The sequence below is a fragment of the Vogesella sp. EB genome (genome assembly GCF_001037925.1).
GTDB lineage: Bacteria > Pseudomonadota > Gammaproteobacteria > Burkholderiales > Chromobacteriaceae > Vogesella > Vogesella indigofera.
Genome location: NZ_LFDT01000029.1, coordinates 1 through 23,488, shown reverse-complemented (window position 1 = coordinate 23,488; position 23,488 = coordinate 1). Strand labels below are relative to the sequence as shown.

The 23,488-nt window shown below is 66.7% G+C and carries 26 protein-coding genes; 15 read left to right on the top strand and 11 right to left on the bottom strand.

Annotation, left to right across the window (positions count from 1 at the left end):
• Positions 1–131: 131 nt before the first annotated feature.
• The 3 genes from ACG97_RS14035 (at position 132) to ACG97_RS14025 (ending at position 1,462) form a co-directional block, all read left to right on the top strand.
• Positions 132–335 carry a hypothetical protein gene (locus ACG97_RS14035; protein ID WP_047968001.1) on the top strand — a complete coding sequence of 68 codons (204 nt, stop codon included), beginning with the start codon at positions 132–134 and terminating at the stop codon, positions 333–335.
• Complete coding sequence (locus tag ACG97_RS14030) at positions 332–646, top strand: cell division protein ZapA (protein WP_047968000.1); 315 nt, start codon at positions 332–334, stop codon at positions 644–646. The genes ACG97_RS14035 and ACG97_RS14030 overlap by 4 nt, the downstream gene beginning before the upstream one ends.
• A 210-nt stretch (positions 647–856) precedes the next feature.
• Entirely contained in the window at positions 857–1,462 is a 606-nt protein-coding gene (locus ACG97_RS14025) for a 5-formyltetrahydrofolate cyclo-ligase (protein ID WP_047967999.1), read from the top strand.
• Positions 1,463–1,492: 30 nt separating this feature from the next.
• On the opposite strand, the gene ACG97_RS14020 is transcribed toward ACG97_RS14025, so the two are convergent.
• A complete protein-coding gene (locus tag ACG97_RS14020) occupies positions 1,493–1,672 on the bottom strand; it encodes a hypothetical protein (protein ID WP_047967998.1) in 180 nt (59 codons plus the stop codon).
• 90 nt (positions 1,673–1,762) lie between these two features.
• On the opposite strand from ACG97_RS14020, the gene ACG97_RS14015 reads away from it, so the two are divergent.
• The 5 genes from ACG97_RS14015 (at position 1,763) to holA (ending at position 7,376) form a co-directional block, all read left to right on the top strand.
• Positions 1,763–2,221 (top strand): EVE domain-containing protein, encoded by a 459-nt coding sequence (locus ACG97_RS14015; RefSeq protein ID WP_047967997.1) that lies wholly within the window; start codon positions 1,763–1,765, stop codon positions 2,219–2,221.
• The gene (locus ACG97_RS14010) at positions 2,221–3,033 is read left to right on the top strand and encodes a sulfite exporter TauE/SafE family protein (RefSeq protein ID WP_047967996.1); all 813 of its coding nucleotides are present in this window, start codon (positions 2,221–2,223) and stop codon (positions 3,031–3,033) included. Before ACG97_RS14015 ends, ACG97_RS14010 begins: the two co-directional genes overlap by 1 nt.
• 128 nt (positions 3,034–3,161) lie before the next feature.
• A complete protein-coding gene (gene leuS / locus ACG97_RS14005) occupies positions 3,162–5,777 on the top strand; it encodes a leucine--tRNA ligase (protein ID WP_047967995.1) in 2,616 nt (871 codons plus the stop codon).
• Between the two features lie 89 nt (positions 5,778–5,866).
• On the top strand, positions 5,867–6,385 hold the full coding sequence (lptE, locus tag ACG97_RS14000; RefSeq protein ID WP_047967994.1) for an LPS assembly lipoprotein LptE: 519 nt from the start codon (positions 5,867–5,869) through the stop codon (positions 6,383–6,385).
• The gene (holA, locus tag ACG97_RS13995; protein ID WP_047967993.1) at positions 6,366–7,376 is read left to right on the top strand and encodes a DNA polymerase III subunit delta; all 1,011 of its coding nucleotides are present in this window, start codon (positions 6,366–6,368) and stop codon (positions 7,374–7,376) included. The genes lptE and holA overlap by 20 nt, the downstream gene beginning before the upstream one ends.
• 72 nt (positions 7,377–7,448) lie before the next feature.
• Here holA and ACG97_RS13990 read toward each other — a convergent pair whose 3' ends face one another.
• The 10 genes from ACG97_RS13990 to ACG97_RS13945 all read right to left on the bottom strand — a co-directional run bounded on the left by ACG97_RS13990 (position 7,449) and on the right by ACG97_RS13945 (position 15,280).
• Entirely contained in the window at positions 7,449–8,123 is a 675-nt protein-coding gene (locus tag ACG97_RS13990) for a lytic transglycosylase domain-containing protein (protein WP_047967992.1), read from the bottom strand.
• 235 nt (positions 8,124–8,358) lie between these two features.
• Positions 8,359–8,871 carry a YcnI family protein gene (locus tag ACG97_RS13985; RefSeq protein ID WP_047967991.1) on the bottom strand — a complete coding sequence of 171 codons (513 nt, stop codon included), beginning with the start codon at positions 8,869–8,871 and terminating at the stop codon, positions 8,359–8,361.
• A 130-nt stretch (positions 8,872–9,001) separates the two neighbouring features.
• A complete protein-coding gene (gene rlmH, locus ACG97_RS13980; protein ID WP_047967990.1) occupies positions 9,002–9,472 on the bottom strand; it encodes a 23S rRNA (pseudouridine(1915)-N(3))-methyltransferase RlmH in 471 nt (156 codons plus the stop codon).
• An 83-nt stretch (positions 9,473–9,555) separates the two neighbouring features.
• Positions 9,556–9,933 carry a ribosome silencing factor gene (gene rsfS / locus ACG97_RS13975; protein WP_047967989.1) on the bottom strand — a complete coding sequence of 126 codons (378 nt, stop codon included), beginning with the start codon at positions 9,931–9,933 and terminating at the stop codon, positions 9,556–9,558.
• Positions 9,934–10,074: 141 nt separating this feature from the next.
• Complete coding sequence (nadD, locus tag ACG97_RS13970) at positions 10,075–10,737, bottom strand: nicotinate-nucleotide adenylyltransferase (RefSeq protein WP_047967988.1); 663 nt, start codon at positions 10,735–10,737, stop codon at positions 10,075–10,077.
• Complete coding sequence (locus ACG97_RS13965) at positions 10,718–11,284, bottom strand: carbonic anhydrase (protein WP_047967987.1); 567 nt, start codon at positions 11,282–11,284, stop codon at positions 10,718–10,720. Before ACG97_RS13965 ends, nadD begins: the two co-directional genes overlap by 20 nt.
• A gap of 125 nt (positions 11,285–11,409) precedes the next feature.
• Complete coding sequence (locus ACG97_RS13960) at positions 11,410–11,874, bottom strand: GNAT family N-acetyltransferase (protein ID WP_047967986.1); 465 nt, start codon at positions 11,872–11,874, stop codon at positions 11,410–11,412.
• 5 nt (positions 11,875–11,879) lie between these two features.
• On the bottom strand, positions 11,880–13,241 hold the full coding sequence (accC, locus tag ACG97_RS13955; RefSeq protein WP_047967985.1) for an acetyl-CoA carboxylase biotin carboxylase subunit: 1,362 nt from the start codon (positions 13,239–13,241) through the stop codon (positions 11,880–11,882).
• Positions 13,242–13,379: 138 nt separating this feature from the next.
• Positions 13,380–14,372, bottom strand: a complete 993-nt coding sequence (locus tag ACG97_RS13950) for a DUF2804 domain-containing protein (RefSeq protein WP_047967984.1) — start codon at positions 14,370–14,372, stop codon at positions 13,380–13,382.
• A gap of 47 nt (positions 14,373–14,419) precedes the next feature.
• Positions 14,420–15,280: an MBL fold metallo-hydrolase gene (locus ACG97_RS13945; RefSeq protein WP_047967983.1), complete on the bottom strand. Its 861-nt coding sequence runs from the start codon at positions 15,278–15,280 to the stop codon at positions 14,420–14,422.
• Positions 15,281–15,399: 119 nt separating this feature from the next.
• Between ACG97_RS13945 and ACG97_RS13940 the strand changes: the two genes are divergently transcribed.
• The 7 genes from ACG97_RS13940 to ACG97_RS13910 form a co-directional block, all read left to right on the top strand.
• Positions 15,400–15,723, top strand: coding sequence for a helix-turn-helix transcriptional regulator (locus ACG97_RS13940; protein WP_047967982.1), 324 nt, complete (start codon positions 15,400–15,402; stop codon positions 15,721–15,723).
• Between the two features lie 15 nt (positions 15,724–15,738).
• A complete protein-coding gene (locus tag ACG97_RS13935) occupies positions 15,739–16,170 on the top strand; it encodes a YeeE/YedE family protein (RefSeq protein WP_047967981.1) in 432 nt (143 codons plus the stop codon).
• Between the two features lie 10 nt (positions 16,171–16,180).
• On the top strand, positions 16,181–16,624 hold the full coding sequence (locus ACG97_RS13930; RefSeq protein WP_047967980.1) for a DUF6691 family protein: 444 nt from the start codon (positions 16,181–16,183) through the stop codon (positions 16,622–16,624).
• Entirely contained in the window at positions 16,621–18,327 is a 1,707-nt protein-coding gene (locus tag ACG97_RS13925; RefSeq protein ID WP_047967979.1) for a SulP family inorganic anion transporter, read from the top strand. The genes ACG97_RS13930 and ACG97_RS13925 overlap by 4 nt, the downstream gene beginning before the upstream one ends.
• A gap of 50 nt (positions 18,328–18,377) precedes the next feature.
• Complete coding sequence (locus ACG97_RS13920; RefSeq protein WP_047967978.1) at positions 18,378–19,820, top strand: M48 family metalloprotease; 1,443 nt, start codon at positions 18,378–18,380, stop codon at positions 19,818–19,820.
• A gap of 348 nt (positions 19,821–20,168) precedes the next feature.
• Complete coding sequence (gene aceE, locus ACG97_RS13915; RefSeq protein ID WP_047967977.1) at positions 20,169–22,832, top strand: pyruvate dehydrogenase (acetyl-transferring), homodimeric type; 2,664 nt, start codon at positions 20,169–20,171, stop codon at positions 22,830–22,832.
• A 197-nt stretch (positions 22,833–23,029) separates the two neighbouring features.
• Positions 23,030–23,488, top strand: a 459-nt coding sequence (locus tag ACG97_RS13910) for a biotin/lipoyl-containing protein (protein ID WP_047967976.1), incomplete at its 3' end; no start/stop codon positions are given.

Sequence of the window (23,488 nt, the reverse complement as noted above, 5' to 3'; positions counted from 1 at the left end):
GCGGCATATTTTGCTGACATCGGCGCGCGGCAGGACGTAAAATTTGGCGGTCGCTGCGCTGGGCGCCCGTGCCGGGCGACGGCGGCAGACCCGGTTTGACGCCTCCACTACCCTTGGCTATCCTCGCCGCTATGGAACAAGAACTCGATTATCTGGAAGGCCGTGTGGTGGCGCTGATTGCGCGCATCCACGAGCTGGAAAACCAGAATGGCCGCTTCGCCGAGGTGCTGGCGCAGACCATGAAGGAAAATGCCGAAATGAAATTCGCGCTGGAGGAAACCCGCCACCGCGTTGCCGCGCTGATGACGCGCCTGCCGCAGGAGGATGCCGAATGAGCGAGATCGTACAGGTAGATGTGACCCTGCTCGGGCGCCAGTTCACCATCGGCACGCCGCTGGAAGAGCGCGACACGCTGGAGCAGGCGGTACGCCTGCTGGCGGACAAGATCCAGGCGATCCAGAGCGGCGGCCGCATCGTCGACGCCGACAAGATCGCGATCATGGCCGCCCTCAACATCGCCCACGACCTGCTGAAAGTAAAAGTCGGCGATGGTGGCTTGGAGATGGCGACAATCAGGCGTAAAATACAACACATGAGCGAGGCCGCTGACGAGGCGTTACGCCAGAGCCAGCAAAACCTGTTCTAAACGAATATCCGTTCAATCCCCTGCGGTGTTCGAGACGGCCCATAATTCCTTTGTACCAATGCGTTCGCTTTTGGTTGTCAGCATGAGTAGCAGGTGTGTCGCGTCCCTTTGCGGATGTGCCCGAAGCTACTGGCCGGCGACCCCCCCTGGAAACAGGGTACAAGCGAATTCGGCCCGATCGACTCTCGCGGGGGACTCCCCCTTCCGCCCATGACATCCTCTGCTGCCGCTGACAAGGCGCGTTTGCGCCGCGAGATTCGCCAGGCGCGCAAAGCCATTCCTGCCGCACAACGCCATCACGCCGAAAAGGCGATCAGTTACCATGCCCGCCGTTTTTTCCGCCATGGCCGCCGCATCGGCGCCTATGTCGCCACCGGCTCGGAGCTGGGGCTGGACGCGCTGATGGCGCGCGCGCTGGCGCACGGCTGCCGCGTGGCGCTGCCGGCGCTGCCGCTGCGCGGGCGCAAGATGCTGTTTTCGGTGCTGGATGCGCGCGGGCGCTGGTATCACAACCGCTACGGCATTCCGGAATTCGACGGCGCCAACTGGCGGGCCCGCGATCTGGAGATCCTGTTCGTGCCACTGCTGGCGGTGGACGAGCAGGGCTATCGCATGGGGCAGGGTGGGGGGTTTTACGACACCACGCTGGCCTATCTCAACGGTTTCCGCCGCTGGCGGCGGCCGTTGCTGGTCGGCGTCGCCTTCGACTGCCAGCGGGTGGCGGCGGTGCCGAAAGAGCCGTGGGACGTGCAGCTGGATTACCTGCTGACCGAATCCGGCCTGATCCGTTACCGACGCCTGGCGGCGCCGGCGTAATGCGGCCGGCGGTTGCCGGCGCGGTGCTGCTTAGCGGCAGTTGCCTTTCTTGGCCTGGCCCGGCGGGCAGAACGAACCGCTGCCGCGATGGCCGTCGCCGATCTCGATTTCCAGCGGCTTGATTTCGATCGGCTTCACCGATACGCGCGGGCCGCTGATGGTACAGGCGGCAAGTAGTAGCGTCAGGCTGGCAAGCAGGACTGTTTTCATGACATTGTCTCTTCTGAATGGTGGGAGGAAGGGAAGGTCGCATTATATGACATCGCGCCCGGTGGCGAGCACCGGCCACGGAGGACAGGCATGGCGTACTGGTTGATGAAGTCGGAGCCGGACGAGGTGGGCATCGACCACCTCGCGGCCAACCCCGAGCGCGCGTTCGAGTGGACCGGGGTGCGCAATTACCAGGCGCGCAATTTCATGCGCGACCAGATGCAGCCGGGTGACCAGCTGCTGTTCTGGCATTCGTCCTGCCCGCAACCGGGCATTGCCGGTATCGCCGAGGTGGTCGGCGCCGCGCACGCCGATTCCAGCCAGTTCGATCCCGCCAGCCCGTATTTCGATCCCAAATCCAGCCCCGAGCAGCCGCGCTGGCAGTGCGTCGACGTGCGCTTCGTGCGCAAGACCGCGCTGCTGTCGCCGGCCGCCTTGCGCCAGCATCCGGCGCTGCTGGAGATGACGGTGTTGCAACGCGGCAACCGGCTGTCGATCACGCCGGTCACGCCGCAGCAATGGCATTACCTGATGGAGAACCTGCTCTGATGTTGTCGTTGACGCTGATTGCGGTATTGCTGGCCTGCGGCGTGGTCGCCGGCTTTCTCGCCGGCCTGCTCGGGGTCGGCGGCGGGCTGGTGATCGTGCCGGTAGTGGTCGGCGTGCTGGACGCAGCCGGGCTCGGCGGCAACTACGTGCAGCATCTGGCGGTGGGGACCTCGCTGGCGGTGATGGTGTTCACCAGCGTGGCCAGCGTGCGCGCGCACCACAAGAAGGGTGCGGTGAACTGGGCCATCGTGCGCGGCATGGCGCCGGCGATGATGGTCGGCACCTTTGTCGGCAGCCTGCTGGCCGGCTGGATTCCCAGCAACGGCCTGCGCTGGTTCTTCGTGATCTACGCCTACGTGATCGGTGCACAGATGTTCTTCGGCGCGGCACCGGCTGCCAGCCGCGAGCTGCCGGGTATTGCCGGCCAGAGCGCCGCCGGCGGCGTGATCGGCATGGTGTCGAGCTGGGTCGGCATCGGCGGCGGTTCGATGAGCGTGCCGTTCATGGGCTGGTGCAATGTGCGCATGCATACCGCCATCGCCACCAGCGCCGCGCTGGGCTGGCCGATCGCGGTGTCCGGCGCGCTCGGCTATCTGGCCGCCGGCTGGCAGACGCCGGGGCTGCCGTGGGGCGCGTTCGGCTTCATCTACCTGCCGGCGATGCTGGCGCTGATGCTGATGACGGTGCTGTGCGCGCCGCTGGGCGCGCGTGCCGCCCACGCGCTGCCGGTGGCGAAGCTGAAAAAGGGCTTTGCGCTGCTGATGGTGGTGATGGCCAGCGAGATGCTGCTCGGCCTGCTGCGCCAGGGTTAGGCGCCTCTCAAAAGACCCTAGGCCGGCGTTGCGGCCAACCTTTTCCGTGCAGCGCTTCGCGGCGATGGCAACTCGCCGCTATAATGTTGCGATTGAATTTTCACGCTTTTTTGCGCCTAGAGATCTCCATGCAAGAACAATACAGCCCGCGCGAGCTTGAAGCCGCCGCCCAACAGAAGTGGCAGGCCACCGCCGCCTTCAAAGCCGTCGAAGACACCACCCGCCCGAAATACTACGCGCTGTCGATGTTCCCCTACCCGTCCGGCAAGCTGCACATGGGCCACGTGCGCAACTACACCATTACCGACGTGCTGGCGCGCTTCAAGCGGGCGCAGGGCTTCAACGTGCTGCAACCGATGGGCTGGGACGCCTTCGGCCTGCCGGCGGAAAACGCGGCGATGAAGAACGGCGGCGCGCCGGCGGCGTGGACCTACGCCAACATCGAGTACATGAAAAAGCAGCTGGACAGCCTCGGCTTTGCGCTGGACTGGGATCGCGAGCTGGCCACCTGCAAGCCCGACTACTACCGCTGGGAGCAGTGGCTGTTCACCCGCCTGTTCCAGAAGGGCATCATCTACAAGAAAAACGGGGTGGTGAACTGGGACCCGGTCGACCAGACCGTGCTGGCCAACGAGCAGGTGGTCGACGGCCGCGGCTGGCGCTCCGGCGCGCTGGTGGAAAAGCGTGAAATCCCGATGTACTACTTTGCCATCACCAAGTACGCCGACGAGCTGCTGAATGATCTGGACAAGCTGGACGGCTGGCCGGAACAGGTGAAGACCATGCAGCGCAACTGGATCGGCAAGAGCTTCGGCTCCGACGTGTCCTTTGCCTACGACACGGACAGCATCGGCCACGACGGCGTGATGAAGGTGTACACCACCCGTCCCGACACGCTGATGGGCGCCACCTATGTCGCCGTCGCCGCCGAGCATCCGCTGGCGACGCAGGCCGCTGCGGCCAACCCGGCACTGCAGGCGTTCATCGCCGAGTGCAAGGCCGGCTCGGTGGCCGAGGCCGACGTGGCCAAGATGGAGAAGAAGGGCGTCGATACCGGCCTGTTCGTCATCCATCCGCTGACCGGCGCCAAGCTGCCGGTGTGGATCGCCAACTACGTGCTGTGGGGCTACGGCGAAGGCGCGGTGATGGCGGTGCCGGCGCACGACGAGCGCGACTTCGAATTCGCCAACAAGTACCGCCTGCCGATCACCCAGGTGTACGCCCCGGTCAGCGGCGACGACAATTTCGACGCCAGCCAGTGGCAAGACTGGTACGGCGCCAAGGAAGGCCTGAAAACCGTCAACAGCGGCAAGTACGACGGTCTGGACTTTGCCGCCGCCTTTGACGCCATCGTCGCCGATCTGGAAGCCAAGTCCGCCGGTGCCAAGAAAACCCAGTACCGCCTGCGCGACTGGGGCATCAGCCGCCAGCGCTACTGGGGCTGCCCGATTCCGATCATCCACTGCCCGTGCTGCGGCGACGTGCCGGTACCGGCCGAGCAGCTGCCGGTGGTCTTGCCGGAAAACGTGATTCCCGATGGCGCCGGTTCGCCGCTGGCCAAGATGCCGGAATTCTACGAGACCACTTGCCCGACTTGCGGTGGCGAAGCCCGCCGCGAAACCGACACCATGGACACCTTCGTGGAGTCCAGCTGGTACTACGCGCGCTACGCCAGCCCGGCTTGCGACACCGCGATGCTGGACAAGCATGCGGCCAACTACTGGTTGCAGGTGGACCAGTACGTCGGCGGCATCGAACACGCCATCCTGCACCTGTTGTACGCGCGCTTCTTCCACAAGCTGATGCGCGACGAAGGCCTGGTGGACAGCGACGAGCCGTTCAAGAGCCTGCTGACACAGGGCATGGTGATCTGCGAGACCTTCTACCGCGACCTGCCTAACGGCAGCAAGGACTGGATCGCGCCGCAGGACGTGGTGCTGGAACGCGACGCCAAGGGCAAGATCGTGGGCGCGACCCACCGCGTCGACGGCCAGCCGGTGGTGGTCGGCGGCATCGAGAAGATGTCCAAGTCCAAGAACAACGGCGTCGATCCGCAGGAATTCATCGAAAACTACGGCGCCGACACCGCGCGCCTGTTCATGATGTTTGCCGCGCCGCCGGAGCAGTCGCTGGAATGGTCCGACGCCGGCGTGGAGGGTGCGTTCCGCTTCCTGAAACGGCTGTGGAAACTCAGCCGCGAGCACGTGGCCGCCGGCATCACCACCGCTTACGCCGGCGGCGAGCTGAACGCCAGCCAGAAAGAGCTGCGCTTCAAGCTGCACAGCACCATCCAGAAAGTGGCCGACGACTACGGCCGCCGTCTGCAGTTCAACACCGCCATCGCCGCGGTGATGGAGCTGCTCAATACCTTGGACAAGGCCGATACCAGCGGTGACGTTGGCCGCGCCGTGGCGCAGGAAGTGCTGGAAGCGGTCACCGTGCTGCTGTCGCCGATCGTGCCGCACATCACCGAGGCGATCTGGAGCGAACTGCGTCCGGGCACCGAGCTGCTGGCGCAGGCCTGGCCGCAGGTGGACGAGAGCGCGCTGGTGAAGAGCGAGATCGAGCTGATGGTGCAGGTGTGCGGCAAGCTGCGCGGCAGTGTCACCGTCGCCGCCGACGCCGGCAAGGACGTGATCGAAGCCGCCGCGCTGGCGCACGACAACGTGATCAAGTTCATGGAAGGCAAGCCGGCCAAGAAGATCATCGTGGTGCCGGGCCGCCTGGTGAACATCGTCGTTTAATCCTGCTAGCAATACGCCGTAACGCAACAAGGCGGCTGACGGTATGCCCGTCAGCCGCCTTGTCACCGCGGCGCACACCGGAGTGTCGTATGAACCGACTGATCAAGAGCACGCTGCTGGCCGGCGCCCTGCTGGCGCTGAGCGCCTGCGGCTTTCACCTGCGCGGGCTGTCGGCGCCGCTGACGCCGCTGCCGTTTGCCAGCATCGCCATCCAGCAGGCGGGCAACCTGGCCGAGCCGCTGCAAAGCGCGCTGCAGCGCGACGGTCGCGTGCAGCTGCAAAGCCGTGCCGCCGACGCCGAGGTGGTACTGACCATCGACAGCACCGCCAATGCCAAGGACATCCTGACCATCAACCGCGGCGGCAAGGTCAACGAATACCTGCTCACCTACCGTGTCGAGGCCAGCGTGCAGCGCAAGGGCGAGGACATGCCGTTGCCACTGACGGTGGTGGTGCGCCGCGAGCTGAGCTACAGCGACAGCGCGGTGCTGGGCAAGGAGCGCGAGGAAGCGCTGTTGCTGGAAGACATGCGCCGCGATGCCGCCGAGCAGCTGATGCACCGTCTCGCCTACCTGCCGAAACCGGGCAATGCCAGCATTAAGCCCTGACGCCTTCATCACGCAGCTGGCGCGCACGCTGGCGCCGCTGTACGTGATCCACGGCGAGGAAGCGCTGCTGGCGCTGGAGGCCGCCGACGCGCTGCGTAGCCGCGCACGACAGGCCGGCTATGCCGAGCGCGAGGTGCTGACGGTGGAGGGCGCGCATTTCGACTGGTCGCAGCTGACTGACGCGATGAGCAGCGTGTCGCTGTTTGCCAGCCTCAAGCTGCTGGAAATCCGCATTCCCGGCGGCAAGCCGGGGGTGGAGGGCGGCGAGGCGCTGCAAAGGTTGGCCGCCAGCCCACCGCCGGACACCATCACCCTGCTGCAACTGCCGAAGCTGGACCGCAGCCAGCAGAAGAGCAAGTGGTTTGCCGCGCTGGAAAAGAGCGCGGTGATCACCGAGGCCAAACCGGTGGGCCGCCACGAGCTGCCGGCGTGGATCGCGCGGCGGCTGCAGCGCCAAGGCCAGACCCTGGGCCATGACGCGGCCAGCTTCTTTGCCGACCGGGTGGAGGGCAACCTGCTGGCGGCGAAGCAGGAAATCGACAAGCTGGCGCTGCTGTACCCGCAGGGCGAGCTGAGCCTGGCCGACATCCGCGACGCGGTGGCCAACGTGGCGCGCTTCGACGTCTTTCATTTGTCCGAGAGCTGGCTCGCCGGCGACGTGGCGCGCGCCGCGCGCATGCTGGACGGGCTGGAGGCGGAGGGCGAGGCGCCGGTGCTGGTGTTGTGGTCGTTTACCGAGGACGTGCGCATGCTGATCAAGCTGGGGCGCGGCCTGAAGGACGGCCGTGGCGTGCGCGACATGGCCAATGAATTGCGGCTGTGGGGGGACAAGCAGCGGCTGGCGGAGCCGGCGCTGAAGCGCATCGGCGGCGCGCGGCTGATGCAGGCGCTGACCGAGTGCGCGCGCATCGACCGCCAGATCAAGGGCGTGGCGCAGGGCGACGCCTGGCACAGCCTGAAACGGCTGGCCGCCAGCCTCGCCGCACGCTGAGTTGCAACGTGCCGGCCAAACAAAAGCCCCTCGTCCGCGGACAGGGGCTTTTGTTTGTGGCGGCTGGCCGCCTTACAGCGGGAACAGCGGCGGCGGCAGGATCAGCTGGAAGCGTGGCTGGCGCGAGGGCACCAGCGGCTGGCCGGCGCGCGACTCGTAGGACGCCAGCACCTTGGCCACGTATTCGCGGGTCTCGCGATACGGCGGGATGGTGTTGCGGTATTTGCCGACCGCACCCTCGCCGGCGTTGTAGGCGGCGATCACCAGGGTCATGTCCTGCTTGAAGTGGCCCTGCAGGAAGCGCAGGTAACGTGCGCCGCCGCGCAGGCTCTGTAGCGGGTCCGCCGGATTGCGCACGCCGAAACGGGCGGCGGTGTCCGGCATCAGCTGCATCAGCCCCTGCGCGCCCTTGGGCGAGGTCGCCACCGGGTTGTAGCCGGATTCGACGGTGACAATGGCGTGCAGCAGCTGCGGATCCAGCTTGTGCTCGCGTGCCACCTGATTGATCAGCTTGTTGAACAGCGCCGCCTGTTGCCGGTTATAGGCCGGGGTCTTGACGGCCGGCACCGCGTCACCGCGTGACTCGGGCGCCGGCGGTGGTTCCGGCAGGGCATCGAAGCTGAGGGTGGCGCCGAGACCGGGGCGCACCGCGTCGGCGAGGAAATCATCGGCGGGCAGGGGACCGAGTGCCAGCACCGGGCTTGTGGCCAGCAGCAGCACGATGGTCAGTAACAGGCGGTTCGTCATGATGTAAAGAACTCAGGCTCAGGGTGAAGGAGCGATACCTTCATGTTACTGAGTGAAGTGGCCATTTTCCAGTTGCGTCGTCACCGGCGTAGTGGTCTTTTTTATGTCAATGACGTATGTCGAGCAGGGGCAGGGCGATGCCCGGGATCGGCTGTCCTTAGATTTGTTGTAAAAGTGTTTAAATTAAATGCGACAAATCGCGGCGACCGTTCGCCGCCGCCGCGATTGTTAAGCGTTAGTGCACGTGTGCCGCCGCTGGTGCCGGCTGCAGCTTGACGCCGGTGGCGGGAAACTCGCCGTTGCCGCCGTCCTGCGGCAGCTGCTGCCAGCGGATTTCCTGGGTGCCGCACTGCTGGATCACCTTGAACCAGGCGGTTTCGCCGGCACGGTCGGGCAGGGTGCCACGGAACACGAATTCGTCGTAGAAATCGTCGCGCAGCTGGCCGCCGGACCACACGATCTCGCGCACGTCCTCGCGCACCGTCTGGCCGTGGTTGTCGAACGGCGTCACCGCGGCGCGCACCGTTTGCAGCTGCCAGCCGGCCTTGGGCATCGGTTTGGCGAGGCGGAAGCCGTCCGGCAGTTGCACGCGCACACTGGTGGTGGCGCTGCCGTTGCAGCCGTGCGGCAGGCGCAGCACGCCCTTGTAGCTGCTGCCGGCGACGGCGTCGCGGCTTTCCAGGGTGACGTGGGCGAGGGTGGTGCCGCTGGCAAGCAGCAGGCCGAGGGCGAGGAGCAGGGATTTCATGGTCGGTCCGGTATGGGGAAACAGGACGCCAGTCTAGGCGCGGCCGGCGCAGGCGGGAATGCGGCAAAATGTCGCAGCCTGGCGGCCGGCGGCGTGAGGCTGCGGCCAAGCTTGGCCGCAACCGGTGCGCTTATTCGCGGTGGTAGGGGTGGTTGTTGAGGATGGAGTAGGCGCGGTACAGCTGCTCGGCCAGCAGCACGCGCACCATGCCGTGCGGCAGCGTCATCGCCGACAGCTGCAGCATGATGTCGGCGCTGGCTTTCAGTTCCTGCGACAGCCCGTCGGCACCGCCGATGACGATGCAGATGTCGTCGCCGCCGGCCATCCATTCCTTCATCGCGCCGGCCAGCTGCACCGAGGTCCAGTTCTTGCCGCGCTCGTCGAGGATCAGCAGCTTGCTGCGCGGCGGAATGGCCGCCACGATGCGCTCGTGCTCGGCGGCGATGCCTTTCTCGGCGGTGACGCCGCCGCCGCGCTTCTCCGGCTTGATCTCTTTCAGCTCGAAGCTGATGTCGCGGCCAAAGCGCTTGGCGTAGTCGTTGAACGCTTCGTCCACCCAGCGCGGCATCTTGGTGCCGACGGCCAGCAGGGTAATTTTCATGGCAGGGCTACAGGGCAAAAGGTTGGCCGCAAAGCACAACGCACCGCCTGGGCGGTGCGCTTGCGATCACGGCAGGGCGGGGATTACTCCGCTGCGGTGGCATCCCACGGACGACCGCCGACCGGCACGAACGACGGCTTCTGGCCGCCCCACAGTGCCTCGATGTCGTAGTAGTCGCGTACCGCCGGCAGCATCACGTGGATGACCACGTCGCCGGCATCGACCAGTACCCACTCGCCGCTTTCGTGGCCTTCGGTGCCGACCAGCTCGATACCGGCGGCCTTCAGATCCACCGCCACGTTGTTGGCCAGCGCCTTCACCTGACGGTTGGAGTCGCCGGTGGCGACGATCAGGTGCGAGAACAGCGAGGTCAGCTTGCTGGTGTCCAGCGAGACGATGTTTTTACCTTTAACGTCTTCCAGCGCGTTGATGGCCAGTTTGACGATTTCTTGAACTTCCATGTGCATCCTTGTGATTCGGTGTCAGGGGACGTGGCGACGCGTCAGCGCCCGGCGTGGCCAGAGGTTCCGCAAAAGAGCAAACGGCCGGCAACCGCCGGCCAGTGCAAATCCTGCTTGCCGCCGCGTGTTGCGCTGTGTGCTTCAGCGGTATAGCCGGTGCCGGCGGATATAAGCCAGCACCGCCGCTGGCAGCAGCGCGCTGCAGTCCTGCCCCGCCGCCAGTTGCTGGCGGATGTCGGTGGCAGAGAGGGTGATGGGCGGCAAGTCCAAGGCGCGGATTGTACCGGAAGGCGTTCGATTTGAAAAATCAGATACTTGCCGCGCCTGCCACAGGGTGGCGACAGCCGGATCAAGCCTGGCCGCAACAAAGCCGGGACGGATGGCGACGGCGAGGTTGGCCAGTTGCAGCAGCTGCGGCCAACGTTGCCAGGTGTGCAGCTGTTGCAGCGAATCGCCGCCGATCAGGAACCACAGCTCGGCCTTGTCGCCCAGCTCGTCGCGCAGCTCCTGCAGCGTGTCGACGGTGTAGGCGGGGCGCGCGCGGCACACCTCGCGGTCGTCGCTGACCAGACCGGGTGCCTCGGTGGCCAGCGCCGCGTCCAGCATCGCCAGCCGCTGTGCGGCGCTGGCGTGCGGGGCACGGTCGCGGTGGTAGGGTTGGCCGGCCGGGATCAGCCGCACCTCGTCCAGCGCCAGCTCGTCGCGAAAGGCGCGCGCCAGGCGCAGGTGGGCGGCGTGCAGCGGGTCGAAGGTGCCGCCGAACACGCCGATGCGCGGCGGGTGTTCAGCCGGGCTGGTTGCCATCGACGATCACGTCCAGCGCGCCGGTGGCCGGGTGGATCACCAGGCCGTGTACCGGGATGTCTTTCGGCATCAGCGGATGGCTGCGGATGGTGGCCACGGTGTGGCGCACGCTGTCCTGCACGTTGTCGAAACCCTTCAGCCACGCGTCCAGGTCGATGCCGGCGCCGCGCAGGGTGGCGATGGTGTCCGCCGACACGCCGCGTTCCTGCGCATGGTCCAGGATGCGGTTCGGATCGATGGCGCGCATGCCGCAATCGTGGTGGGCGACGATGCAGATTTCCTCGGCGCGCAGTTCGTACACCGCGACCAGCAGCGAGCGCATCACCGAGCCCCACTGGTGGGTGACCAGCGCGCCGGCGTTCTTGATCAGTTTGAAGTCGCCGTTCTTCAGCCCCATCGCCTTGGGCAGCAGTTCCACCAGCCGGGCGTCCATGCAGGACAGCACGACCAGGTTCTTGTCCGGGAATTTGTCGGTGGAAAATTGCTCGTATTCGCGCGCTTCGACGAAGGCGCGGTTGTGTTCCAGCAAGCTGTTAAGCAGGCCCATGGTGTTCTCCTGTCTTGAAGTTTGCCCGCGGGTAGCGGGCAGGGGCACGGGATTGGTGTGTTTGCTCTATCGGGGTCGGGCGCCATGCTACCACGGGTTTTGGCGACGGTCTCGTGCCGGCTTTGTCAGCGGGGGGCGCCGTCTGATGCCAGGGTTTTGCGCAGCGTGAGCGAGGTTTTGACATGGACATAACCGTGCTGCCGGTAAAAGCGGTGCGCATCCTGGCGGTGCTCGGCGCTGCGCAAGCCGAGCTGGTGGATGCCCTGCGTTTTCGCCCACTGCTCGCATGCCGCCAGCAGCGCGCTGCCGATACCGTGGCCGCGTTGTGCCGCCGCCACGACCAGCCCGCCCAGCTCGACGCAGGTGTCGGACTCCAGCAACGGCCGCACAAAGCCGTGAATCCAGCCGCAGGTCTCCCCCTGCCATTGCGCGATGCAGACGAAGTGCTGTTGCGGTGCCGCCAGCAGTATGGCCAGCCGCTGTCGCAGTTGTGCCGCGCTGGCGGGATAGCCCAGCTCGCCGCTGAGACGGGCGAGGTCGGCGGCATCGTCGGGGTGCGCCGGGCGCAGTTGCAGCGTGGCGTCGGGCATCGTTTTTATCCTGGTGTCGATTGTTGGTGCGCGGCCAGCCATTGTTCCAGATAGTGGATGCTGGTGCTGCCGGCGATGACGCCGGGGTCGCTGAGCAGCAGCTGGTGCAGCGGGAGATTGGTGTCGATGCCGCTGATCGCCAGCTCGCGCAACGCCCCGCGCATCCGCGCCATCGCCTGTGCGCGGTCGTCGCCGTAGGCGATCAGCTTGCCGATCATCGAATCATAGTGCGGTGGCACCTGATAGCCCTGGTAGATGTGCGAGTCGATGCGGATGCCGGGGCCGCCGGCGGGGTGGTAGTGCTCGATGCACCCCGGCGACGGCCGGAAGCTGAACGCGTGCTCGGCGTTGAGGCGGCACTCCATGGCGTGGCCGCGGAAGTGGATGTCCTGTTGCCGGAAGCGCAGCGGCAGGCCGGCGGCGACGCGGATCTGCTCCTGCACGATGTCGATGCCGGTGATCATCTCGGTCACCGGATGCTCGACCTGCACCCGGGTGTTCATCTCGATGAAGTAGAACTTGCCGTCCTGGTACAGGAATTCGAAGGTGCCGGCGCCGCGGTAGCCGATGCGACGGCAGGCGTCGGCGCAGGCCTCGCCGATTTTCTTGCGCTGGGCGGCGCTGATGCCGGGGGCGGGCGCCTCCTCGATCACCTTCTGGTGGCGGCGCTGCAGCGAACAGTCGCGTTCGCCCAGATGCACGGCGTTGCCGTGCTCGTCGGCCAGGATCTGGATCTCGATATGGCGCGGCGCCGGCAGGTATTGTTCCAGGTACACGCTGCCGTTGCCGAAGGCGGCCTCGGCCTCGCGCTGCGTGGTCTGGATCGCCGCCAGCAGCTCGCCGGCGTGCGGCACCACGCGCATGCCGCGGCCGCCACCGCCGGCGGCGGCCTTGATCAGCAGCGGGTAGCCGATCTTGGCGGCGATCTTCAGCACCGCCTTGTCGTTGTCCGGCAGCGCGCCGTCGGAGCCGGGCACGCACGGCACGCCGGCGGCCAGCATCGCCTGCTTGGCCGACACCTTGTCGCCCATCAGGCGGATGGTGTCGGCGCGCGGGCCGATGAACACGAAGCCGGATTCCTCCACGCACTGCGAGAAGTGGGCGTTTTCCGACAGGAAGCCGTAGCCGGGGTGGATCGCCTGCGCGCGGGTGACCTCGGCGGCGGCGATGATGGCCGGGATGTGCAGGTAGCTGTGCGCCGCCGGCGGCGGGCCGATGCACACCGATTCGTCGGACAGTTTCACGTACTTGGTGTCGCGGTCGGCCTCGGAGTGCACCACCACCGTCTTGATGCCCAGCTCGTGACAGGCGCGCAGCACGCGCAGCGCGATTTCGCCACGGTTGGCGATCAGGATCTTGTCGAACATGGTTGGCCGCACTCCAGGCAAGGCGCCGCAGCGGGACGGCCGCGGCCGCAGCCGGTAGACGGCTGCTCCCTGCATCATGAGACAGGCGGCACGGCGCAGCGTTCGCCGCCTGCGGCCAACGTTGGCCGCAGGCGGGGGCTACCAGCGCGAGTGGTGGTCTTCGGTGATGCCGAGCAGCTGCGACACCTCGTGCGCGACGCCGGTGTGCGGGTGGATGATGCGGCCGCTGAAACAGCCGATCGGCTGCAGGTAGCGGCTGGCGGCAATCAGCAGGTCCTGGTCGTGCTGGCGCGCGCCTTCCGGGGTGAAGGTCAGCGCCACCGCGCCGTCGTCGGTGCTGATCTGCCACGGTGCCAGCGGCTGCACGGCGTCGAAGTCGAAGCGGGCGGGGCCGACGCGGTGCGGCACGCCGTCCAGCCACACCGCGTTTTCGGCGTCGCCCATATAGCCCTGCTGCAGGTTGAAGCCGATGCGGTGGTCGTGGGCGCTGGCCCAGCGCCACGCGGTGTCGCGCGCCAGCAGGCCGTTGGAGGCGTCGAGGCTGGCGATGGCGTCATCCAGCACCAGCTGCCGGCCGCCGCAGTCGGCAAAGCCGCTGATCGGCAGCGCGCTGCTCTTGTGGGTGGCGTGCGCCAGCCAGTTGGCGGGGGCGATGGCGGCCATCACGCTGTGCGGTGCCGGCAGCGCGATGTGTGCCGCCAGTTGCAGCGCCGGGGTGTTGACGGTCAGCTCCAGGCGCTTGTCGGCGCGGCGGAAGGCGATGCAGTTCTTGCCCTGGCGGAAGGTGGCGTCGCCAAAGCTGCGGTTCTCGATGCGGGTGGACACCAGTGGCAGGCCGTTGCTGCTGAAGCTGGCGACCAGCTCGCGGCGGCGGCGATCGAACAGGTAGGCAAAGGCACTGCCGCACCAGCCGGTATCGACCACCGCCACGCCGATGAAGAAGTCGGCGTGGCCGATGGCGGCGTATTGCCAGCGCTTGTGGTGCAGCTGGCGCGTCAATTGCTTGGCCAGCGGCGCCTTCAGCGCCTGCCACGACAGTTGTTCGACGGTACCGCGGTACATGCCGAAGGCCGGCACGCCGCGTTCGTGCACCAGTCGCGCCGGTGCCGGGGGTAAGGGATAGGGGTCCATTAGGGTACGGGTCGCCGCGCGCCCGATGTCATCACGATGGCTGCAGTTTACAGCAGATTCAGCGGAATCTTTAAGTAGGCGGTGCCATTGTCCTCGGCCGGCGGCAGCTGGCCGGCGCGGATATTGACCTGGATCGCCGGCAGGATCAGCACCGGCATCGCCAGCGTCGCGTCGCGCGCCTCGCGCAGCTGCACGAAGTCGGCCTCGCTGATGCCGTCGTGGACGTGGATGTTGTGTGCGCGTTGCTCGGCCACCGTGCACTGCCACTGTGGCGCGCGGCCTTCCGGCGGGTAGTCGTGACACATGAACAGCCGGGTGTGGTCAGGAAACGACAACAGCCGGCGGATGGAGCGGTATAGTGCCGCGGCATTGCCGCCGGGGAAGTCGCAGCGCGCGGTGCCGACATCGGGCAGGAACAGGGTATCGCCGACAAAGATCGCGTCGCCGATGTGATAGGCCATGTCGGCCGGAGTGTGGCCGGGCACCGCGATGGCCTGCGCCTGCAACTGGCCGATGGCAAAGGTGTCGCCATCGGCAAAAAGGTGGTCAAATTGCCGACCGTCGGTGGCGAAGCCGGTTTCGAGATTGAAAATGCCCTTGAACACGCGCTGCACGCCGTCGATCTGCTGGCCGATGGCGATGCGGCCGCCCAGCTGCTGTTTCAGGTAGGCGGCGGCGGACAGGTGGTCGGCGTGGGCGTGGGTTTCGATGATCCAGTCCAGCGTCAGCTGCTGCTCGCGCACGAAGGCCAGCAGCCGGTCGGCGGCGGTGGTGGCGGTGCGTCCGGACTTGGGATCGTAGTCCAGCACCGGGTCGATGATCGCCGCATGGCCGCCGCGCTGGTCGTACACCACATAGCTGATGGTCCAGGTGACGGGATCGAAACTGGCGTGGACTTGGGGATTCATCGTGACTCCTCGTGGCAGGACAGGTAGTGCAGTCAATATATTGCGTAACATTATATTTGTAAATATAATAAAAACGCGCTGCGATAAAATAACAAGACAGACAGGAGGAAATACCCACCATGGATCTGAGTATCTTGCATGACAACGCGTCACGCGCCACCAGCCTGCTGAAAAGCCTGGCCAACGAAGACCGGCTGCTGCTGCTGTGCCAGCTGGTGGACGGCGAGAAGAGCGTGTCCGAGCTGGAGCGGCTGACCGGTATCCGCCAGCCGACGCTGTCGCAGCAGTTGGGCGTGCTGCGCAACGAGGCGCTGGTCAACACCCGGCGCGAGGGCAAGTGGATCTACTACAGTGTAGCCAGCCAGGAGGCGATGGCCATCCTCGGCACGCTGCACAGCCTGTTTTGTGCCGACGACGCGGGGCCGAAACCGCCGTCACCCTGATCGAGGAGTCACACCATGAACATCATCTGGGATCCGGCGGCGCTGCTGGCGGCACTGGCCGGCGGCATGCTGATCGGGTTGGCCGCGGCGTGGATGGCGCTGGGGCTGGGACGCATTGCCGGCATCAGCGGCCTGCTGGGCGGGCTGGTGGATGGCGCGCCGGACCGTGCCGTGCGCGTCGCCTTTGTCGGCGGCCTGCTGCTGGCGCCGGCGCTGTACCTGCTGCTGCGCGGCGAGCTGCCGGCGGTCCGGATGATGGTCGATACCCCGCAGCTGCTGCTGGCCGGGCTGCTGGTCGGCATCGGCACCCGCTTTGCCTCCGGCTGCACCAGCGGCCACGGCGTCTGCGGCCTGTCGCGGCTGTCGCCGCGCTCGCTGGTGGCGACGCTGTCGTTCATGGGGGCCGGCTTTGCCGCGGTCTACCTGCTGCGCCACCTGCTGGTGTGAGGAGAACAAGATGAAACACCATGCACAAGCAGGGCAGGCGTTTGCCATCGGCCTGCTGTTTGGTATCGGCCTGCTGCTGTCGGGGATGAGCAATCCGCAAAAGGTGATCGGCTTTCTCGATCTCGCCGGACAGTGGGATCCGTCGCTGGCGCTGGTGATGGGCGGCGCCATCGCCGTCGGCCTGCCGCTGTTCCGCCTCGCCGAGTCGCGCAGCCATCGCCAGCTGCCGTCGTGGTCGGGCGCGCCCATCCACCTGCCGGGCAAGAGCGGCATCACGCCGCGGCTGGTGCTGGGCAGCGTGCTGTTCGGCATCGGCTGGGGCATCGCCGGCATCTGTCCCGGCCCGGGGCTGGTGCTGCTGGGCAGCCTGCAATGGCCGGGGCTGCTGTTCGTGCTGGCGATGGTGGTGGGCATGCTGTTGTTCCGGCCGCTGGACAAAGCGCTGTCGCGATGAACTGGCTGCCGCGCTGGCTGCGCCACTACCGCCGTGCCGACCTACCCGGCGATGTCAGCGCCGGGGTGATCGTCACCCTGCTGCTGGTGCCGCAGGGGCTGGCCTATGCGCTGGTGGCCGGCCTACCGCCGGAAGCCGGCCTCTACGCCAGCCTGCTGCCGCTGCTGCTGTACGCGTTCAGCGGCGGCAGCCACGCGCAGTCGGTGGGGCCGATGGCGGTGACCTCGCTGCTGGTGGCGGCGACGCTGTCAAGGTTGGCCGCAGCCGGCAGCGACGACTACCTGCTGGCGGCCATCTGGCTGGCGCTGCTGTCCGGCGCCATGCTGTTCCTGTTCGGCCTGCTGCGCCTCGGTTTCCTCGCCGACGCGCTGTCGCAGCCGGTGCTGGCCGGTTTCACCGCCGCCTCGGCGCTGTTGATCGTGCTGTCGCAGCTGGCGCCGCTGGCCGGCTTCCGCGCCGGCGGCGCCAGCCTGCCGGAGATCACGCAGGCCTTCCTCGCCCATGTCGCGGCGCTCAATCCGCTGGCCTTGCTGCTGGGGCTGATCGCGCTGCTGCTGCTGGTGCTGGCGCGGCGCTATCTGGCCAGTCTGCTGCACGCGCTGGGGCTGGCATCCGGCGTGGCGCGCACGCTGTCGCGCACCGCGCCGATGCTGGTGGTGCTCGGCGGCCTGCTGGCGGTGACGCTGGCCGGCTGGCAGGCGCAACTGCCGGTGGTCGGCGTGGTGCCGGGCGGGCTGCCGGCGCTGCGGCTGGCGGCCTTGCCGTCGCTGGGCCTCGCGCCGCTGGTGATGCCTTCCTTCTTCATCGCGCTGATCAACTACGTGCAGAGCCTGTCGGTGGCGCAGATGCTGGCCGCGCCGCGGCGCGAGACCATCGACCCCGACCGCGAGCTGCTGGCGCTGGGGCTGTGCAATCTCGGCGCCGGCCTTAGCGGCGGCTTTCCGGTCACCGGCGGCCTGACCCGCTCGGTGGTCAATGCCGACGCCGGCGCCAATACCCAGCTGGCGTCGCTGATCACCGCCGCGCTGATGGTGCTGCTGCTGGGCACCGCCACCGGGCTGCTGGCCAATCTGCCGCTGGCGGTGCTGGCCGCCACCATCATCGCCTCGGTGGCGGTGATGATCGATTTTTCCGCGCTGCGTGCGGCATGGCGCACCGAACGCGCCGACGCGGTGGCGTTTGCCGTCACCTTCCTGCTGGTGCTGGCGCTGGGCGTCGATGCCGGCATCGTCGCCGGGGTGGTGATTTCGCTGTCGGTGTGGCTGATGCGCAGCAGCCGGCCGCACATCGCGGTGCTGGGGCGGGTGCCCGGCACCGAGCACTTCCGCAACGTGCTGCGCTACCACACCGAGCCGCTGCCCGGCGTGCTGCTGCTGCGCGTCGACGAAAGCCTGTTCTTCGGCAATGCCCGCCACGTCGGCAATGCCATCCAGCAACTGGCCGCCGCCAGCCCGGACAGCCACAGCCTGCTGCTGGTGATGAGCGCGGTGAACCGCCTCGACATGACCGCGCTGGCGATGCTGGAGCGGCTGGACGACGGCCTCGCCGAGCGCGGCATCCGCCTGCACCTGGCCGAGGTCAAGGGCCCGGTGCTGGACGTGTGCAAGCGCGCCGGACTGGCGGCGCGCTTTGATGGCCGCCTGCACCTGTCCACCCACATCGCCATCCAGCAGCTGTGCCTCGGCAGCGACTACCAGATCTGAAAACCACGCGCCGCGTGCAACTTCCGGCCGCCGCTGGCTATCATAGCGGCATGAAACGACACTCCCGCCGTGCCCTGCTCGTCGCCAGCCTGCTCGCCGCCCTGGCCGCGCCGCCGCTGTCCGCCCACAACGACCTGCCCAGCCTCGGCACGGTGGCCGAGTCCGCCCTGCCGCAGGCGGAGGAAAACCGCATCGGCCGCGACATCCTGCGCTCGCTGCGCGGCGACGGCGACGTGATCGATGACGCCGAGGTCAACGCCTACCTCGCCGACCTCGGCGGGCGGCTGGCCGCCGGCGCGCAGCTGCCGGGAATGCGCTTCGCCTTCTTCGCCGTCAACGACCGCAGCATCAACGCCTTCGCGCTGCCCGGCGGCGTGATCGGCGTGCACAGCGGCCTGCTGCTGGCGACGCAGAGTGAGGGCGAACTGGCCTCGGTGCTGGCGCACGAGATCGCCCACGTCAGCCAGCGCCATCTGGCGCGGATGCAGGAGGGCGAGGGTAACCGCCACCTGCTGATGCTGGCGGCGATCCTGGCCGGGGTGCTGGCGTCCAATGCCTCCAACGGCGATGTCAGCGCCGGCATGGTCAACGCCGGCGTCGGCCTCGCCGCCAGCCGCCAGCTGGCCTATTCGCGCGATTTCGAACGCGAGGCCGACCGCATCGGCATGCAGTACCTGACCGCCGCCGGTTTCGACGCGCGCAGCATGGCCGGCTTTTTCGACCGCCTGCAGCAGACCCACCGCCACAACGACAACAACGCCTTCGGCTTCCTGCGCACCCACCCGCTGACCGGCGAGCGCGTCAGCGAGGCGCAGAACCGCGCGCAGGCCTATCCGCTGCGCATGCGTGCCGACAGCCCGGACTTCCTGCTGATGCGCGAGAAGCTGCGCCTCGCCACCCTCGGCGCCGCCGAGGCTGAGCGCCACTACCGCACCGCGCTGGCCGCCGGCCGCTTCCTGCAGCCTGGTGCCACCTACTACGGCCTCGCGCGCGCGCTGCTGCAGCTGGGCCGCTACGACGAGGCGCAGCAGGCGCTGGCCAGCGCGCAGCGGCAACTGCCGCCGCATCCGGCGCTGCTGCTGCTGGACGGCGACATCCAGCGCGCTGCGGCCAACCTTGACGGCGCGCTGGCGCGCTATCAGCAGGCGCTGCAGCAATTCCCGTCCAACGACGCGCTGTGGCTGGCGCGCATCGACACCCTGCTGCAGGCGCGGCGCAGCGCCGAGGCGCGGCAGCAGATCGAGCTGGCGCTGAAGCGCGCGCCCGACAATGCCGCGCTGTGGCGGCTGGCGGCGCGCAGCTACGGCGAGGGTGACGCGCTGCGCTACCACGCCGCGCTCGGCCACGCGTTCTATATCGAACAGGAGTTTGAATCGGCGCGCATCCAGTACCAGCTCGCCAGCCGCGCCGGCGGCGACGACTTCTACCTGCGCTCCACCGTCGAGGCGCGTTTGCGCGAAATCGACAGCCAGCATCCGGCCAAGCCGCGCTGACGCCCGCCCCGCGTCCGGCCACGCTCCGCAGCGTGCTGCCGGCGCTTTCTGCCCTGCCTGCCTTCGTTCCGCGAATAATCGCAAAAAAACAACATATTGCAGTGCAATATCGCTGCCGAAAAAGCCGATTTTGAGTGATATCCCCAATTGCCCACTTCGCGTGGAAATCGGCAGGATTTACACTCTGCGCTATGTAAGAAACTTTTCACTTTCGCAAATTTTATTTGCGGAATTGTTCGATTATAATCCGACGCAGTTCTGTAAAGCCTTTACCAAGGCACCCAATGTCATGACAGCAGACGCTGCCCAACCGGGTAGTGAACTGAAAATAAAAAGTGAGGATGTGAGATGGCAGCAATCTACCCTGACGATATCGATCCGGTTGAAACGCACGAATGGACCGATGCGCTGGAGTCTGTACTGGATAGTGACGGCGCCGAGCGTGCCCACTTCCTGCTGGAGAAAATGGTCGAACGTACCCGTCGCCGTGGCGCACACCTGCCGTTCGAGGCGACGACTGCATACCTGAATACTATCCCGGTGGGCAAAGAGCAAAAGTCCCCCGGCAATCACGAGATGGAGCACCGCATCCGCTCCATCAACCGCTGGAACGCGATGGCCCTGGTGCTGCGCGCCGGCAAGAAAGACCTGGAACTGGGTGGCCACATTGCCTCCTTCCAGTCCTCCGCCACCCTGTACGACGTCGGCTTCAACCACTTCTGGCGCGCCCACAACGACGAGCAGGAAGGCGATCTGGTGTACTTCCAGGGCCACATCTCCCCGGGCGTGTACGCGCGTGCCTACCTCGAAGGCCGTCTCAACGAAGAGCAGCTGGACAGCTTCCGCCAGGAAGTGGACGGCGGCGGCCTGTCCTCCTATCCGCACCCGTGGCTGATGGAAGACTTCTGGCAGTTCCCGACCGTGTCGATGGGCCTGGGCCCGTTGATGGCGATCTACCAGGCGCGCTTCCTGAAGTACCTGGAAAGCCGTGGCCTGGCCAAGACGCCGGGTCGCAAGGTGTGGTGCTTCTGCGGCGACGGCGAGATGGACGAGCCGGAATCGCTGGGCGCGATCGCGCTGGCGGCCCGCGAAGGCCTCGACAACCTGGTGTTCGTGATCAACTGCAACCTGCAGCGTCTGGACGGCCCGGTACGCGGTAACGGCAAGATCATCCAGGAACTGGAAGGCGACTTCCGCGGTTCCGGCTGGAACGTGCTGAAAGTGGTATGGGGTTCCCGTTGGGACCCGCTGCTGGCGATGGACACCAAGGGCCTGCTGAAAAAGCGCATGGACGAGTGCGTCGACGGCGACTACCAGACCTTCAAGTCCAAGGACGGCGCCTACGTTCGCGAACACTTCTTCGGCAAGTACCCGGAGCTGCGCGAGATGGTGGCCAGCATGTCCGACGACGAGATCTGGGCGCTGAACCGTGGCGGCCACGACCCGCACAAGGTGTACGCCGCCTATCACGAAGCCACCCACAACGCCAACGGCCGTCCGACCGTGATCCTGGCCAAGACCATCAAGGGTTACGGCATGGGCTCCAGCGGCGAGGCGCAGAACGTGGCCCACCAGGCCAAGAAAATGGCGCTGGACAACCTGCGCAAGTTCCGCGACCGCTTCGGCATCCCGGTCTCCGACGCCGATCTGGAAAGCGTGCCGTACTACAAGCCGGCCGAAGACAGCCCGGAAATGCAGTACATGCGCGAACGCCGCGCCGCGCTGGGTGGCTACCTGCCGGCGCGCAAACCGGTGAAAACCCCGCTGGCCATCCCGGGCCTGCACGTGTTCGACAGCCAGTTCAATGATTCCGGCGAGCGCGAGTTCTCCACCACCATGGCCTTCGTGCGCCAGCTGGGCATCCTGCTCAAGGACAAGAACATCGGCAAGCAGATCGTGCCGATCGTGCCGGACGAATCGCGTACCTTCGGTATGGAAGGCATGTTCCGCCAGTACGGCATCTGGTCCACCCAGGGCCAGAACTACGTGCCGCAGGACGCCGACCAGCTGATGTTCTACAAGGAATCCAAGGACGGCCAGATGCTGCAGGAAGGCATCAACGAGCCGGGCGCGATGTCCTCGTGGATTGCGGCAGCGACCAGCTACGCCAACCACGGCATCCCGATGATTCCGTTCTACATCTACTACTCGATGTTCGGCTTCCAGCGTATCGGCGATCTGGCCTGGGCAGCAGGCGACATGCGCGCCCGCGGCTTCATGCTCGGCGGCACCGCCGGCCGTACCACGCTGAACGGTGAAGGCCTGCAGCACGAAGACGGCCACAGCCACATCCAGGCCGGCCTGATCCCGAACTGCATCAGCTACGATCCGACCTTCGCCTACGAACTGGCGGTGATCCTGCAGGACGGTCTGAAGCGCATGTACGTGGAACAGCAGGACGTGTTCTATTACATCACGCTGATGAACGAGAACTACACCCACCCGGCGATGCCGCAGGGCGCCGAAGACGGCATCCTGAAGGGCATGTACCTGTTCAAGGACGGTGGCGACGCCGCGGTGAAAGTCCAGCTGATGGGCTCCGGCACCATCCTGCGCGAAGTGATTGCCGCCGCCGACCTGCTGCGCAACGACTTCGGCATTGCCTCCGATATCTGGAGCGTGACCTCGTTCAACCAGCTGCGTCGTGACGGCATGGAAGCCTCGCGTCACAACCTGCTGCACCCGGTAGGCGAGCAGCGCCTGTCCTACGTCGAGCAGCAGCTGGCCGGCCGTTCCGGCCCGGTGATCGCCGCGACCGACTACATCCGCAACTACGCCGACCAGATCCGTGAATACGTGCCTGGCCGTTACGTGGTGCTGGGGACCGACGGTTACGGCCGCTCCGACAGCCGCGCCAAGCTGCGCGAGTTCTTCGAAGTGGATCGCCGCTACGTCGCCGTGGCCGCGCTGTCGGCACTGGCACGCGACGGCAAGATCGACGCCGCCCGCGTCCAGGAAGCCATCACCAAGTACGGTATCAACGTCGCCAAGCTGCCTAGCTGGAAGGTATAAGGCGCGGCCGTTGCGGCCAACCCTGATACCGGCGAAAGTCACCCGCGTGGCTTTCGCCGCTCCTGCAGCAACGCGCGATCCGGCCACCGCCAGACGGCAGCCGGGATACCAAGCCGAATGTTGGCGGAGCCCGCCGCGGGCAAGGCGTCACGCCTTGCCCGTCACGCGGGCCTCCGCCCTACGATGTGGATAGAGCCATGAGCAATCTGATCGAACTGAAAGTGCCCGATATCGGTGGGCACAACAACGTAGACGTCATCGAAGTCTTCATCCAGCCGGGCCAGACCGTCGCCATCGACGACAGCCTGATCACGCTGGAAACCGACAAAGCCACCATGGAAGTACCGGCCGAAGCCGCCGGTGTGGTGAAAGAAGTGCGCGCCGTACTCGGCGGCAAGATTTCCGAAGGCGACGTGATCGCCATCATCGAAGTCGGCGCCAGCGCCGCCGCGCCGGCTCCGGCTGCCGCGGTAGCCGCCCCGGTCGCGGCTGCGCCCGCACCGGTAGCTGCCCCGGCACCCGCTGCTGCGCCAGCTGCTGCTCCGGCACCGGCCGCTGCGGCCAACGTTGGCCGCAGCGAGATCCGCATCCCCGACATCGGCGGCCACAACGGCGTCGACGTGATCGAGGTATCGGTCAAGGTCGGCGACGAGATC